Annotated in this window: 13 protein-coding genes; 4 read left to right on the forward strand and 9 right to left on the reverse strand. The window is 43.3% G+C overall.

Features of this window, described 5'->3' with window-relative positions; genetic code table 11:
* Window positions 1–83 precede the first annotated feature (83 nt).
* The 3 genes from MAE_RS07605 to sat form a co-directional block, all read right to left on the reverse strand.
* Window positions 84–1,727: a DUF6930 domain-containing protein gene (locus MAE_RS07605; RefSeq protein ID WP_012265064.1), complete on the reverse strand. Its 1,644-nt coding sequence runs from the start codon at window positions 1,725–1,727 to the stop codon at window positions 84–86.
* Window positions 1,728–1,802: 75 nt separating this feature from the next.
* A complete protein-coding gene (locus MAE_RS07610; protein ID WP_012265065.1) occupies window positions 1,803–3,875 on the reverse strand; it encodes a caspase family protein in 2,073 nt (690 codons plus the stop codon).
* A 349-nt stretch (window positions 3,876–4,224) separates the two neighbouring features.
* Window positions 4,225–5,394 (reverse strand): sulfate adenylyltransferase, encoded by a 1,170-nt coding sequence (gene sat / locus MAE_RS07615; RefSeq protein WP_002803711.1) that lies wholly within the window; start codon window positions 5,392–5,394, stop codon window positions 4,225–4,227.
* 131 nt (window positions 5,395–5,525) lie between these two features.
* Between sat and MAE_RS07620 the strand changes: the two genes are divergently transcribed.
* Both MAE_RS07620 and hppD read left to right on the forward strand, forming a co-directional pair.
* Window positions 5,526–6,230 (forward strand): SDR family oxidoreductase, encoded by a 705-nt coding sequence (locus MAE_RS07620; RefSeq protein WP_002776612.1) that lies wholly within the window; start codon window positions 5,526–5,528, stop codon window positions 6,228–6,230.
* A 148-nt stretch (window positions 6,231–6,378) separates the two neighbouring features.
* Window positions 6,379–7,464 (forward strand): 4-hydroxyphenylpyruvate dioxygenase, encoded by a 1,086-nt coding sequence (gene hppD / locus MAE_RS07625; protein WP_012265066.1) that lies wholly within the window; start codon window positions 6,379–6,381, stop codon window positions 7,462–7,464.
* A gap of 31 nt (window positions 7,465–7,495) precedes the next feature.
* On the opposite strand, the gene MAE_RS07630 is transcribed toward hppD, so the two are convergent.
* Window positions 7,496–8,032 carry a retropepsin-like aspartic protease family protein gene (locus MAE_RS07630; protein ID WP_012265067.1) on the reverse strand — a complete coding sequence of 179 codons (537 nt, stop codon included), beginning with the start codon at window positions 8,030–8,032 and terminating at the stop codon, window positions 7,496–7,498.
* An 83-nt stretch (window positions 8,033–8,115) separates the two neighbouring features.
* Complete coding sequence (locus MAE_RS07635; protein ID WP_012265068.1) at window positions 8,116–8,457, reverse strand: histidine triad nucleotide-binding protein; 342 nt, start codon at window positions 8,455–8,457, stop codon at window positions 8,116–8,118.
* Between the two features lie 180 nt (window positions 8,458–8,637).
* On the opposite strand from MAE_RS07635, the gene MAE_RS07640 reads away from it, so the two are divergent.
* Complete coding sequence (locus MAE_RS07640) at window positions 8,638–10,164, forward strand: YifB family Mg chelatase-like AAA ATPase (protein ID WP_002798811.1); 1,527 nt, start codon at window positions 8,638–8,640, stop codon at window positions 10,162–10,164.
* 279 nt (window positions 10,165–10,443) lie between these two features.
* Here MAE_RS07640 and MAE_RS07645 read toward each other — a convergent pair whose 3' ends face one another.
* Window positions 10,444–11,748, reverse strand: a complete 1,305-nt coding sequence (locus tag MAE_RS07645; protein WP_012265069.1) for a hypothetical protein — start codon at window positions 11,746–11,748, stop codon at window positions 10,444–10,446.
* 198 nt (window positions 11,749–11,946) lie between these two features.
* On the opposite strand from MAE_RS07645, the gene MAE_RS07650 reads away from it, so the two are divergent.
* On the forward strand, window positions 11,947–12,375 hold the full coding sequence (locus MAE_RS07650) for a hypothetical protein (protein ID WP_002743840.1): 429 nt from the start codon (window positions 11,947–11,949) through the stop codon (window positions 12,373–12,375).
* Window positions 12,376–12,449: 74 nt separating this feature from the next.
* Here the strand turns inward: MAE_RS07650 and MAE_RS07655 are convergent, their stop codons facing one another.
* The 3 genes from MAE_RS07655 to MAE_RS07665 all read right to left on the reverse strand — a co-directional run bounded on the left by MAE_RS07655 (window position 12,450) and on the right by MAE_RS07665 (window position 15,093).
* Entirely contained in the window at window positions 12,450–13,016 is a 567-nt protein-coding gene (locus MAE_RS07655; protein WP_041803919.1) for a hypothetical protein, read from the reverse strand.
* Entirely contained in the window at window positions 13,016–14,404 is a 1,389-nt protein-coding gene (locus tag MAE_RS07660; RefSeq protein WP_012265071.1) for an AAA family ATPase, read from the reverse strand. The genes MAE_RS07655 and MAE_RS07660 overlap by 1 nt, the downstream gene beginning before the upstream one ends.
* Window positions 14,405–14,508: 104 nt before the next feature.
* Complete coding sequence (locus tag MAE_RS07665) at window positions 14,509–15,093, reverse strand: pseudouridine synthase (protein ID WP_002751273.1); 585 nt, start codon at window positions 15,091–15,093, stop codon at window positions 14,509–14,511.
* Between the last annotated feature and the right edge of the window lie 35 nt (window positions 15,094–15,128).

The raw sequence follows: 15,128 nt of genomic DNA on the forward strand, positions 1-15,128 counted from the left end.
GGGAGTATGTCAATGAATTTGCCAAGCAAACTGATTACTGATTACTGATCACTGAAAAAGAGCCGCCGCTGCCTTGGTTAAAATTAACCAAAGTGAGGCATAAGAGTCAAAACTCCCAAGTCTAAATCTTTACTATCGATCGATTTTGCCTCGTAGAGGGCTAACATATCGTTTAATTGGGGATTGCCGCAGGAGGAACCGGTTACGCCCATGGCAATAATCAAACCACAATAACCCTCGGTATTTTTGATGCGTTTTTGCCAATTGCGGCGCGCATTACGGTGGTCGGGATCATCTTGCTCGAATTCCCCAAATAGATAGAGATCACCGTTAGCCATTTTCAGAATACCGAGATCATAACGGGTATCTTCAAGGGGATCTTCGCCGGGGTTAAAACCAATGGCCGCCAAACCGCCAGCTTGTTCGATTTTTTCGATAATTTCCTTGGCTTTCGGTCGGGAGGTCTGGATCATCACCACGGGGAAACCCTCTCCTTTTGTCGGTACGGACTGGGGTTGATAATGGATTTTTGGACGACTGCGAATTTTATCTAATAATTGCCAGGGAACCATTCCCAGACTGAGATGTGCATTATCAGGAACTAAATCCTCCTTGAGTACGGATTCTTCCTCATCATCCTCATCCTCGTCGTCGTCCTCCTCCTCCAAGAGTTGCATAAATTCCGCACATAGATCGGGCATCGTGGCTACCGTCACCGCCACGGTTTCCCCTTTTGCCTGTTCGGGATCGATGGGAATGCGAAAACGACGCTGTAATTCTCCGATCGGTTCTTCGGATAAAGCGGATTGATTGCCTTTAAAAAAGCGCAACAGAGCTATTAAAGCTAAATATACCGTGATTGCTTCTTCTTCATCCAAATAGGGGCGAATACCTTCGTAGGGATGCACGCTGCCGAAAACTGGATGGATTTGGGAGGGAGCAGCCGAGGCCAGATCGTAGTCATCCTCATCATCTTCCTCGTCATCATCGGCCAATTCGTAGCTTAAAAACCAGCAATCTTGGGAAAGAAAGGCCTTTTCTAATCTTTCCATCGATTTTTCTTCTAAAGCGGACTGCCGGAATTGTTTGAGGGATTCTAGGGAACGATAGAGAATGATTCCGTATTCCCGACCGAGCATTCCCATGACACAGGCGTAAAGATTCGGGAAATCGGAGCGATCGAGCTTAATTTGCAAAATATCGTAATCAGCTAAACAGGACCAGGGTTCAGCTTTCCAAATTTCGTGAGCGGTTTTCACTAAAGCGGACTGCCAAGCGGGAGGAATTGCCGGGGGGCGGTTATTTTGGAATTCGTCGAATCCACGAAAGAGATCATCGATCAGGGGCAAACTGGGGACATAATCGATGGTGATATCGAGATCTTGCAGTACCCCGCGCAGAAAAAACTGTGTTTCTCGATCGCGGACGATAATTTTTTTCGGTCTGGCTGGCCGGGCGGGATTTTGGGGTGTTTCGATGGCGCGGATTAAGGTTCTCACCATGGCCTCTGGCCCGGTTTCAGGGGAAACTACTTCCATAGCGCGTACACAGCCCTCGCTACCATCCACCCAGATCACGCACTCGCCACCGCTTTCTTGATTTGGTTCTAGGGTGGCCCGGGGCATTCTCTCGGATAAGGATAAAGCACGACGATCTCCTTCCCAAACACTGGGAATTTGTGGAATTTTTTTGAGGCGGCTTTGGGTGGTCCGGGGCAGAAGATTCATCGGGAAATTTAGGGGTAGCTGTTTTAGGATTTTAACCTTTTCTTTTCAAGGATTCCATAGAATTATTCTATCGATTTAGTCGATAACTTGATAAATAAACTGGAAACCTGACCAAGTTCCCAGATCAAAGGCGTATTCATCAATTACACTGCCAGAACTATCCATTTTTAGACCTAAATCTAATTTTAGATCGCTCCAGAAAGCTCTGGCTATTTCTAGGGGGTTAGTCAGGGTGAGCAGTGGGGTGGCTTCTCCCTTGAGGCTTTGAGTGGCATTGAGAAGGGTCAAGGTTTTCGGGAAAGGATGGCGACTGAGGATCAGTATATTCTCTCTGATGCCCTTGGGTTGACTAATTTTCCAATGCCCTTGGCGGTCATTGGGGATGGTGGCCTTGGTTTTGGCCGCCACGACAAAGGGGGCTAATGGGCTGGAATTGCTGAAATTATCGGGGTTTTCTGAACGGGAACAGTATAAAAGCGGTTGGCGATCGCTGTTGAGGACAAGGATCAGTGCGTAGAGGGGTTGTTCTTCTTGATTCTCGATTTGATAGCGAATTTCCGTACCGACGGGCAGAATTAAGTCGTTTTTAGCGGTATTAGTCCCCCTGCTACCCGCAATTTTTTGAGTTGGCACCGTGGAGATATAGGTTTGATCGAGGCTTTCCAGGGTGACGATGACGGCTAAACCGGAGGATTCTTGATTGATCAACAAGTGCCACAATTTGCAGGCCAGCAGGGTTTCTAGTTGCGATTGCAGTCGTTTGATTCCCGATTTAATTGCTTCGTTGGCTGCCCCTAAACTACCGATAATTAGGGAGCCATTGGGAGATAATAACTGATAATTGCCAGTTTCTTCGCCACCAACTCGACTTAAGAGACAATCTACCGTTTGTTCGCCAATGTTAACCACGGCGGCCACATCGGGCAAACTGGCAAAGGTACTGGTGGCATCTACCCGTTCAATTCGGGTTAAGTTATGATCCAAACCGACGATTAAGCCGATTTTACTCGGAAAAACCCGCAATTTTTCCTCTAGAATCTGTCCTATTTCTAGGGAGGCGGTTGGTGATAATAACTGGGCTTTGGCTTTTAAACCCTGACGGGAGAGAATTTGTAGGCTGATTTCCTCCCCGGTCGCCTCAATAAAGCTCAAACAGGAGTTAATTCCGTAATTTTCCAGGATTTCTAAGGGCAGGCCGACCAGATTGACTTCTAGGGTGCGCTCATCAATAAGATTTGTAACAATTGCCGCCCCAACCCTTGACTTTTCTGACGTTGTATGATATAGCGGCACAGAATTATTTTGATTATTGGTCAGGATTGCCGGTTGCTGTTGTTGACTGCTGTGACTAGCGACGAGATTACGGAGATGGGGAAAAGCGATCGCAATTGTCGGACTGGGGGAAACTTGCCAGAGATACTGAGTGAGATCATAGGTGAATAAGCCAGCATTGGGGCTATTACCGCTCAATTCCAGGGCGATTTGCTCTGGTTTAGCGGCAGCGAGAATAACGCCGTTACTAGGCTTATTTTTGAGGTTAAAACGGGTTTTAATATCGGCAGCGAAAGTTAATTCGGCGGGGTTAGGATCAGTAATGGTTCTAGAATAGGAACGAATGCGGAGATTACCGAGATAGGGCTGAGGTTGGGGGAGATGACTACTATCAAAAATCAAGCTAAACTTATCCGTAGCTAGACAGCGAGCCATCAGCAGGATATTTTCCTTGATTAAAGCATTTTCTGCCCCATCAGCAGTAATAAAAACCTCTTTTCCGGCCCCAAGACTGCCATAACCGCTAAAGTGAAAAATTACCACATCCCCCAACCTGGCTTGGGCGATCAGGTGTTCTAAAAAAGCCGCTTCGATCGCTTCTCGACTGGCTTGTTGTCCCGTTAAAGTTACTATATCAGCATCCTGAAAGCCAAAACGATAACGGAGAAGGTCTTTTTGTAACTCCACATCGGTAAGACAGCCGGGCAGCGGCGGAATATTCGCCCCATACTGGTCAATACCGACTAAAAGAGCCAATTTTCGGGGATTAGGGGTGGCGAGAGCGGCCAAATGACGGTTAAGGGTCCCTTGACTAATCGCCAAAGTCAGCAACCCCCAACCTGTCTGCTGGATCAATTCTCGCCTAGTTATGTTCATCGGAAATTTTGGGTCTGAAACCCCGCCGTTCTACGGCGGCTTTACGTTAGAATTAAAAGGCCAGTCTCGAAAACCAAGTGGACGGCGCAGCACCTTGAAAACTCGGCTTAGGGGGTTCCGACCAGAAAAGCTTGGCCGGGTAAAAAGTCGCGCGCAACAAGTACAAGAAGCTATAGGCGGTCAACGTACCGTGGGACACACGGAATCGGGCTTCTGAAATGGGGCGAAAGTCTGTGGACTCTGTGTAAGACAGTACATGGTTTTTTAACTGTGGTATGCGACGGTGGTGGAAGCAGAAACTTAAATCGTGAGGTTTAGGAATCGCCGCACTTTTAGGGCGGCGAGGATGTCAAGATCCTTGCATGGCGCGGATTAATTCGGCAGCCACTTCTGGACGGGAGAATTCCGGAGGTGGTAATTCTCCTTTGCGCAGCAGTTCCCGGACTTTCGTTCCCGAAAGGTGGATTCTTTCTTCCGGTAAACTGGGGCTAGTTTTGGTGGTTGCCATTCCCGAAGTGCGGGTACAGTAGAAAGCGTGTTCAAACTTCATCGGCACGATTCCCAATTCCCCCGGCTCGAACTCATCAAAGATATACTGAGCATCGTAGGTTCCGTAGTAGTCGCCGACTCCGGCATGGTCACGACCGACGATAAAATGGGTACAACCGTAGTTTTTACGGATAATAGCGTGGAAAATTGCTTCCCGGGGGCCGGCGTAACGCATAGCTGAGGGGTTGATAGCCAGAATAACGCGATCTTGGGGAAAGTATTTATCCATCATGATCTCATAGCAACGCATCCGCACATCGGCCGGTACATCATCGCTTTTGGTAGCGCCGACAAGGGGATGCAAGAATAAACCATCTACCACTTCTAGGGCGCATTTTTGAATGTATTCGTGGGCCCGGTGGATGGGATTACGGGTTTGGAAACCGACAATCGTTTTCCAAGCTTTTTCGTGGAACATTTTGCGCGATTGCAGAGGATCGATCTGATATTTGGGAAACTGGGGATGAGGATCGCGCTGAAGTAACCATATTGGACCTGCGAGGTTAATTTCTCCCTGTTCGTAGAGGACTTTTACCCCGGGATGTTTCTGGTCGTCGGTACGATAGACGTTAACTGCTTCGTGGGCTTTATTATAACGGTATTTTTGGGTTAGTTCTAGGACTCCGACAAAGTTGCCTTCGCTGTCATCTAAACGAATCCAGTTGCCTTCTTTGAGCGGATCCGCCACTTCTTCCCTAACGGAAAGAGTCACGGGAATTGCCCAGGGTAAACCATTGATTAGACGCATATCATCGACGACTTTTTCGTAGTCGTCCTGTTCCATAAAGCCTTTGAGGGGACTGAAACCACCAATAGCAATCATAACTAAATCCGAGAGCGCTCGTTCATCTAAGGAAACTCGCGGTAGTTTTTCAGCTAGGGCCAGAAATTCGGCTTTTTCGGCAGCGGTAGCAATACGATTAATTAATTGCCCACCGTGGGGCGCGATTCCTTCGGTCAGTACAGTCATAAAAATTTCTTTACATTGTCACGGTTTATCCTATCAGAAGTTGGCTAACCCTTAATCAAGGGGTTGGGACTAGCGATGATTTTCCAGTCGGAACAGTTTACAATAAGATTTGTAAAGAATTATAAATAATTATGAGCGAAAAAGTTGTCCTGATTGTCGGTGCTACGGGGGGTATCGGTGCCACTTTAGCCCGTAAACTAGCTGTTAATGGTCATAAACTCGTATTGGTGGCCAGAAATGCCGATAATTTATCTAATTTAGCCAGTGAGTTGCCTTGTCCCTCTTTAATTGTGCCGACGGATATCACCAATCCGACTCAGGTAGAAACTTTGATGGCAAAAATTGTCTCCCATTACGGCCGGTTGGATGTGTTGGTTAATGCGGCCGGAGCCGGTGTGATGAAACAATACAATAAAATCACGCCGGAAGATTTAGATAAAATGCTCGACCTCAATCTGAAGGGAAGTTTTTATACCTGTCAGGCTGCCGCTAATGTGATGAAGGAAAATAAAGCCGGTCATATCTGTAATGTGGTGGGAATTTTAGGTAAGCATTCTATGGCTATGGCTGCCGCTTATTGTGCTTCTAAATACGGGGTGGTCGGTTTTAGTAAATGTTTGGCCGATGAGTTAAAACGCTATGGTATTAAAATGACTTTATTCTATTTTGGTGGTGTCGATACTCCTTTTTGGGATCAGGTGAGCTTAAAAGTTGATCGCAATAAAATGTTAACCGCTCAAACCGCCGCCGATGCTATCTATTTTGCCATGAATGCTGAACCCCAAGCCGTCCCCATGGAAATTAATATTCAACCCGATAGTCATCTCTTTTTTTAGTCATCAGGAGTCAGGAGTTGAGAGTTGGGGTTTTAGGGAGTTGGGGTTTTGGGGTATTAGTTGAAATTACCCTATCTCCTCACTCCCCCATTTCCCCATTTCCCCACTCCCCACTTACTAACACTCAACCACTTTTTTGACTTTATCTATGTTTGTTGATCATATTCATTTTTATGTAGAATCGGCCAAAAAATGGCGAGATTGGTTTGTGCGGGTGATGGATTTTCAGGCGATCGCAAGTTTAGTTAATCTCCACACGCACACGGAAATAGTTGGCAATGGCATCCAAAAAGATAAAACTAAACAGATTATTTTTATCTTATCTTCTCCCTTAAATTCCCTTAGTCCCGTGGCGGAATTTTTAAGTAAATATCCTGAAGGGGTGGCGGATGTAGCTTTTCAAGTAGAGGATTTAGACAGTTTAGCTAGGAGAATTAAACAGGACATTTTTATTGAGGAAACTGTTTTGGCTAGGGGTAAGATAAAAAGCTGTCAAATCTCTAGCATTGCTGATCTCAAACATACGTTAATTGAAAGGCAGGGAATCACGCCAATTTTAGCCGATCCTAATCTGATTCAATACGATAGTCAGCAACAATATAATCAGGATATTCTGGCAATTGATCACTTAGTTTTAAATGTTTTTCAAGGGAATTTAGAGTTAACAGCCAATTGGTATGAGGAAAATTTAGGCTTTAAAAAAAGGCAAACTTTTACTATTAAAACGGAGCGTTCTGGTCTTTATTCTCAGGTACTTGTTTACCCGAAAACTGAATTAAAATTACCGATTAATGAGCCAGATAGTAACAGTTCTCAAATACAAGAATTTTTAGATATTAATCAAAAATCTGGCATTCAACACATTGCTTTAAAAACAGAAAATATTGTAAACTTAACTCAAAAGTTAAGAGAAAAAAATGTAGAATTTTTATCAGTTCCCGACAGTTATTATCGACAAATTAACTATCAAAAGAAAGCCTTTAATATTGCTGATTGGGAATGGTCAGAAATTAAAAAGCAGGAGATTCTCATCGATTTTGAACAAAATAGTTATTCTCTCCCGGAAAAGCCGACTTTACTGCAAATTTTCACTAAACCAATTTTTTCCCAGCCGACTTTCTTTTTTGAATTAATCGAGCGACGTCATGCCGCTAGAGGTTTTGGAGAAGGCAACTTCCGGGCCTTATTTGAAGCGATCGAACGGGAACAAATACAGAGAGGAACTTTGGATTAGAGTCAGAAAAGCGATAATTTTTCCCATGAGACTATGAACGATAACGTAATTCGATCACATCTTTTTTGATCGTGACATCATAGGAACCAAAAAAAGTTTGTCCCAAGAGTCCTAACCCTTCCATTTGGGGAGAAATACCAACAATCTGATTAGATAAAGCCACCTCGCCAACTTTAACAGAATTAATGCGACCAAGATACACAGTAACGACACCGCCGGCGGTATGAGCGAGTACTTCCTTTTCCCGTTTGACTTTCATCGCTTTCGCCATGGCATCGGTGAGGACGATACCACTAGCTCCCGTATCAAAAAGCATTTCATAATAGTGACGGTGATTAAAAACCACCATCACCGTGGGAATGCCGTTAACCCGGCGTTGAATCGGTAACTGATAAACTTGCGGGGAATTTTTCCTATTTCTGGATGAACCGCCACAGAGACGGCTAAGATCTATGTGTTGTCCATCTGCTCTTTGGAGAAAGCATTCCGATTGAGCGAGAGTCGTAGGGGTGAAGGGAAATAACAGCAGGGTGCTGGCCAATGCGATCGCAGAAATAGACTTATTCATGGGTTTAACATCGAGAAGACTGACTCGGAAAAGAACGCTTCTAGCCCTATAATTCCCCAAAAAAGCGGGAAAATAAGGGGTATTTAACCCGGAGGCCAAGCCATTAGGCGATCGCCTAAGAGATGGACATGAAGATGATCGACGGTTTGACCCCCATGTTCCCCATTATTGATCACCACGCGATAACCTTGACTTAATTTAGCTTCGGCGGCCACCTTTTTAACAGTTAGTAACAAATGCCCCAATAAATCGCGATCGCTGTCGCTGGCTTCCTCTAGTTTCGGAATCGGTTTTTTGGGGATAATGAGGATATGGGTGGGTGCTTGGGGATTAACATCTCGAAAAGCGAGAACCAGATCATCTTCATAAACGATCGAGGCAGGAATTTCTTTACGGATAATTTTGCTAAAAATAGTCTCGCTCATAGACAAATTGCTTTTTTTTTAACTATACCATTAAGCTCTCAGCTTTTCTGGCTAGGTTATCCCTAGAAATACGCTGATTTTCTGGGTAAATTCCCAGATAAAATCATTTTTATGCGGAAAACTAGCCGAACATCCTGTTTAATTTTCCTAAGAACTCACTTTATTTTTAGTTGAGCCAAAATGTTAGCAAGGGTTTGGAGTGCGGCAATTATCGGCATCGATGCCATTAAAATCGGGGTAGAGGTGGATGTATCGGGGGGATTACCCGGAATTGCCGTGGTGGGTTTACCCGATACCGCCGTGCAGGAGTCGAAAGAAAGGGTAAAAGCTTCCCTAAAAAATGCCGGATTTGCCTTTCCCATCCGCAAAATTGTCATCAATTTAAGTCCCGCCGATATCCGCAAAGAGGGGCCGATTTATGATTTACCGATTAGTATCGGCATTTTAGGGGCTTCCGAACAGGTAGAAGCCGATTTATTGGGGGATTTTCTCTTTTTAGGCGAATTATCCCTCGATGGTAGTTTGCGTCCCGTGGCGGGGGTTTTACCCATTGCTGCCGCTGCCGAAAAAATGGGGATTAAGGGTTTAGTGGTTCCTGCCGATAATGCCAAAGAAGCGGCCGTGGTTAAAGGCGTACAAGTGTATGGGTTTCGTCATCTATCGGAAGTGGTAAATTTCTTAAATGAACCCGATCGCCATTCACCGATGACTTTTAACGCTGCCGAGGAGTTCGGGCGATCGCAGGTAAATCTCCCCGATCTCAAGGATGTCAAAGGCCAAGCCATTGGCCGTCGGGCCCTGGAAATTGCAGCGGCTGGAGGTCATAACCTAATTTTTGTCGGGCCACCGGGCAGCGGTAAAACCATGTTAGCGCGACGTTTACCCGGAATTCTGCCCCAGCTTACCTTTGCCGAATCCCTAGAAGTCTCCCAGATTCATTCCGTCGCCGGATTACTGAAAGATCGAGGTTCCCTGGTGCGCGAGCGTCCTTTTCGCAGTCCCCATCACTCCGCTTCCGGAGCGGCACTGGTGGGAGGTGGCACTTATCCCCGACCGGGAGAAATCTCCCTTTCCCACCGTGGTATTTTATTTTTGGACGAATTAACGGAATTTAAGCGCAGTGTCTTGGAATATCTCCGGCAACCCCTAGAGGATGGTTATGTGAGCATTTCTCGCACTCGTCTTTCCGTCGCTTTTCCGGCGCGTTTTACCTTGGTGGCCAGTACCAATCCCTGTCCCTGTGGTTATTACGGCGATTCGGTGCAACCCTGCAGCTGTTCACCGCGACAACGGGAACAATATTGGGCGAAATTATCGGGGCCGCTTTTAGACCGTATTGACCTACAAGTGACGGTAAATCGCCTAAAACCAGAAGAAATGACCCAAGAGAGTCGGGGAGAAGCTTCTGAGCAAGTGCGGCAACGGGTAGAAAGGGCCCGGCAAAAGGCCAGCGATCGCTTTCAGAATACGGGGATTCGCTCTAATGCGGAGATGAATTCCGAGCATTTGCGGGGTTTTTGCGCTCTTGATCATAGCAGTCGCCATATTTTAGAAGGGGCAATCCGAAAATTGGGTTTATCGGCCCGAGCAATGGATCGCATTCTCAAAGTTGCCCGCACCATTGCCGATTTAGGAGATAGTGAAATGCTGAAAAGTTCCCACGTTGCCGAAGCAATTCAGTATCGCACTCTCGATCGTTTAAGTTAGGGTTTGCGGCAAAAAGTTTGTTGCTGGGGTTAGGAGTCGGTCGTCAGGATTCAGGATTCAGGAGTCTGGAGATAGGGTTTTAGGGTTTTAGGGTTTTAGGGTGTTGGGGTTTTAGTTGAAATTCCCCCAATACCCCACTACTCCACTTCCCCATTTCCCAATTCATAATTCCCCCATTTCCCCACTTCCCCATTTCCCCACTTCCCCATCTCCCTACACCCCACACCCCACACCCTACACCCTACACCCCACACCCTACACCCTCTTTCAAGTCAGGAGTCAGGAATCGGGGGATTCTAAGCGTTTTTGCCATTCTCGATCGATTTTATCCGAGCGCTCGCTCTCTTGTTCGAGATAGTCTTGATCCGTAGAATAACTAATATCAGCATCCCTAATCACTTTTTGGTCGGCAAATTGACGAGAGTAGGCCAGTTTTTGCTCTAATTCAGGATTATTTTGGGCTAATAAATCTGCTCTTTTTTCTCGCTGTTGATTGCGTTGATTAACCCGCTTATTTCTCCACTGTAAAAAGAAATAACGACCGAGGGGAATCCCCAAAAAAGCAGCGGCATAACTGAGGAGAAAACCGTAGATACCTGTGACTATCGACCCCAGAGAACCGCTCAAATCAACACTATCACTGTTGAGCAAAAATCCTAAAACTAAAGCGAGGATAAAGTTAACCACCCCTAAACCTAAAGCTAAGATAATTTGACCGCTATCCGCTTCGCTAAACTTCCAGCTTTTTTCCCTTAGATAGGGCGAAACTGTTTGTAATTTTCTCTCTTTGGTTGTCACCTGTAGATCGGGAAAATAATAGATAATATCGCCTCGATCGGACACTTGCGGCAATCCATTAAAGCGAGTTAAAACTGGGAGTATATAGTCTTCTGTTTCCTCCTGACTGGGGGTAATACTATCGAGATAGGGGACAATTTGTGGAGCGATAATCGAGCCACGATTATTTTGAATTACTTTACCGATAGTTTGCCAGCGTCTCTCCTCTAAATTAAAATTAGGATCGCCATCGCCAAAAATAAAAGAAAAAACTGCCTCGAGAAAATTCATCTTACTAGGGGGTTTTTCTGCCTTAACTTCCCGATCTCTTCTTTCGTAGTAGTTATTACTAAAATCGGGATAAAAAATCCAGAAAAAGTCCGTGGGAAAGAAGTTAATATTAATTTTGCTATCTCCAGAATTGTTATCCGAGTCACCATCTTTGAACATTAAGCCGATCAGGATCGCCAGAATAGCGAGCAACAGGATTAAAATCGAAATAATTAAAACAATGCCAAAGGAAATGCGAATAACATAAAAAACTACTTGCCAGATTTTACTCCCGAAAGCTTTTAACTGCAATTGCCAATATTTATTCAGAAGAATTGAGCGAAAATTTTCAGGGAAAAGATAGATAATCTCCCCCGTATCTGCTACCTGTAAATGTCCCCCCGCTTCCGCCGCTAAAGCTAATAATCCCTGTTGTGCAGCATTAATCTCTAAACCCGATTTTGCCGCCACATCACCCACCGTAACCCGATAGCCTAATTTTTCGATCGATTGTAATAGAGACTCTTGGGGATTCATAGAAAATACTGTTCCTGTCGATTATCCTATTTTCTAGTGTAGTTTTGATTTTGTCTTTTTGGCAGCGGCTATCTTGATTGACAGGTGCGGCATTTTGGACTCGATCGAGAAAATATCGTTATAATTGTTCCAATAGTCGCAAAAAGCAGGGCTAAACTGTATAAATAGTTACTTTATAAGCAATTATCAGAGGTGAGCATGAATGCGTCGGAACAGGCAAAAGGATTAGAATTAACGGCGAAGATCGCCACACTCGTCAACCTGTTTAAACAACAATTCCCCGATGCAAAGGCAGATCTGAAACCCTGGCGCAATGATCCCCACACAAGGGAGTTAACGGATCCCGACTCGATCGATATCGCTTTCCATTTTCCCGGTTGGAGTCCCAGAATTCAAGGGCGCAGTATTCTGGTACAAATTCGTTTTCATCTCGATAGCGAGGATCAGCATCAGCGTTTGATTGGCTTAGAAATGCAGGCTTTTAACCATCAAGGAACCGCTTGGCGACTATCTACGGTGGAAAATTGGCAATTAGTCGGCAATTATCAACCCTCTCCTAAGGTGGCTGATAAGTTAAAATATTTCAGCCGTCAGGTGTTTGAAGTTTTTAAAAATGAGCATCGATAAGGCTCTTTCGGCACTCTCGGCAAAAGATCGTTATTCGATCGAGATTAAATCGGTCATAATGTCAAGCTATAGGACTAAATTAATTCTTGAAAGTGCTTCGCTTGAGCGGAAATTTTTAACATTTTTTCTGGTTGATCATGAATCTCATTTTTTTGAGAGGATTTACGGCTGCTGGTGGTTGTTTTAGAAATACTGATATTTTTAATACTAACAAAGCGATATTGATAGTCCTGAAGAAAATCGGGTTGATTCCAAAATAAGCGTCCGATTTCACGACAATAGGAGACAAAGCATTCGGCTCCTTTTAATTGTTTAATTATCGATGAATTAGAATCTCTGCTTTTCTTCATTTCCAAACAAAGGATAACTTTTTCAGTAGGGGTATTAGCGATAATTATAAAATCTGCACGCTTACACTCACCTTTATTACCAGTAAAAATTGTGCGGACATCAAAAAACTCATCTAGCTTGATCGCAATAACTTGATCGGGTTCAGGCATTCCACTAATCACAAATGAATAGTTATCTTGATTTTCTATCAGTTTCAGTAAATAGCTATCTCGTTTGTATTCTTTTTTATACTCTAACTCTACTATCGCACACTTGCTAATCATTTCTTTGAGGATAGCAATATCAGACATTACTCCTCACCCCAAATAATAGCCGTTTGAATACGATTCATATTTTCGATAGTAGTATCAAAACTACGCGCTTCAATACCCATTTCTGGATCAATTTTAGCGGGGTTTAAAGTGTGAAATTTGGTTTTTCTTTTCTGTCCTTTTAACATCTTTGAATCTTCTTCAGCAATATATACTTTAACTTGATCGGCCGATAATAATTCCTCTTGTCTATAGCCTTCTTCTGCGGCAATTTGTTTCAGGTGTGGTTTATTATGGTTAAGCATAATTAATGTATTGATTTCTTTGATAATATAATCACTGTGAGTAGTGATAAAAACTTTAATACCAATGTTGATCAGTCGAGCGAAAAGTTTAGCGATACGGCGTTGATTTTCTGGATGGAGATTTAATTCAGGTTCATCTACTATCAACAAATCTCCGATGCGAGCTTCGTGTCTTAAATAAAAGCCAATGTCTAAAAGAGAACGTACAGCACTAGAACTTTCATCCATCGATAGTCTAAGTTTTTTTCCTTTAGGAATGTAATAAAGTTCATCATTGCTAGTAATCATATATTGACCACCAATAATATCGGCAAAATCTTCTAAAATACTGGGATGATTTTCGGCAATAAAGCTATTTTTTTTGACAATTGTTTCTATTTGTCTAGTAAAATCTACATTTTTTTTGACTGGTAGCGCATAATCCTGAGAAACATTAAATAACAGTTCCCTAGGATTAAAATTGCTATTTTTACTAATTTCTTCCAGTAAACGATTACGAGCAAAATTTAACTCTTTGCGAAAAATTGCCGCTCCTGTCCTTTCTGCACTGGCAATAAATGGCCTGGGAAAAAACTGAGAGAAAATTATATCTTGGATGCTGTCGTAAATGATATCCTCAAGAAAATGCACTGGCAGATTTATTTTTTCTGTTTCTGTTAATAATGTGATGGATAAATAAGGGTCATTTTCAGGTTTGCTAATCGAGATAATTTCCCATGTTGCTGTACTAATTTTCTTTTCATACTTATTTTGAAATTGAATATTGTCAAAATTTAATTCTATCTGAAAATCAACATTTTTAAACCTCTCCTCGTTGGCCGCAAAAACTTCAGGTATTTGTCGAATATATCTTTGACAACCTGTAGTAAGAATACTTTCACACTGTTGAACATACTCCTGTAGATCGAGACTAATTACACCATCAGAAAGTAGTTGATCAACTTTTTCTTTGAGGCTAAATGTTGATCCCTTTAATAGTTGTCGCCAAGTGTCTAAAAAACCAAATAAAGAATATGTAGCATAAGTTTTACCTGTGTTATTACCACCACAGATAATTGTGAGGTTGCCTAGACTTAATTCTGCCTGTTTTAAAATGCCAAGATTTTTAATTTTAACTTTCATATTTGTCTTTAGGTTTAATATTCACGATGATAGATAATTGTGGGTAATTTGATCAAGTCCCAAACTATACATTCAACTTTGGTTATCAAGGTTGCTTACAGAAATTATAACCTTTCTAAGGCTTTTCTCTCTTTTTCAGTCACTTCTCGCCATTGACCGGGTTGTAATCCTGTTAAGCATAATTTATTGTTTTTGTCAATAGTAATGGCTGTTCTAATTAATCTTAAAGTGGGATAACCAACGGCAGCCGTCATCCTTCTTACCTGACGATTTCTTCCCTCAGTTAAGGTAATTTCTAACCAAGCGGTGGGGACAGATTTTCGATAACGAATCGGTGGCTCTCTGGGTGGTAAATCTGGTTCAAAATCTAGTAAATTAACTATTGCTGGTCGAGTGCGATAATCCTGAATAGGAAGACCTTGACGCAATTTTTCTAAAGCGTTTAGGTCTGGAATTCTTTCGACTTGTACCCAATAGGTACGCGGATGAGCAAATTGACGATGACCCAAACGATGCTGTAATTGACCGTTATCTGTGAGTAATAATAATCCCTCGCTGTCCCTATCTAAACGACCGACAGAATAGATATTCGGGATGGGAATATAATCTTTTAAAGTCGAGCGACCATTTTCATCAGTAAACTGACATAATACATCGTAGGGTTTATAAAAAAGGATATATTTATTCAAGGGAAAAAGGAGTCAGGAGATAGGAGTCAGGAGCT

This window comes from Microcystis aeruginosa NIES-843, assembly GCF_000010625.1.
GTDB classification, from domain to species: domain Bacteria; phylum Cyanobacteriota; class Cyanobacteriia; order Cyanobacteriales; family Microcystaceae; genus Microcystis; species Microcystis aeruginosa.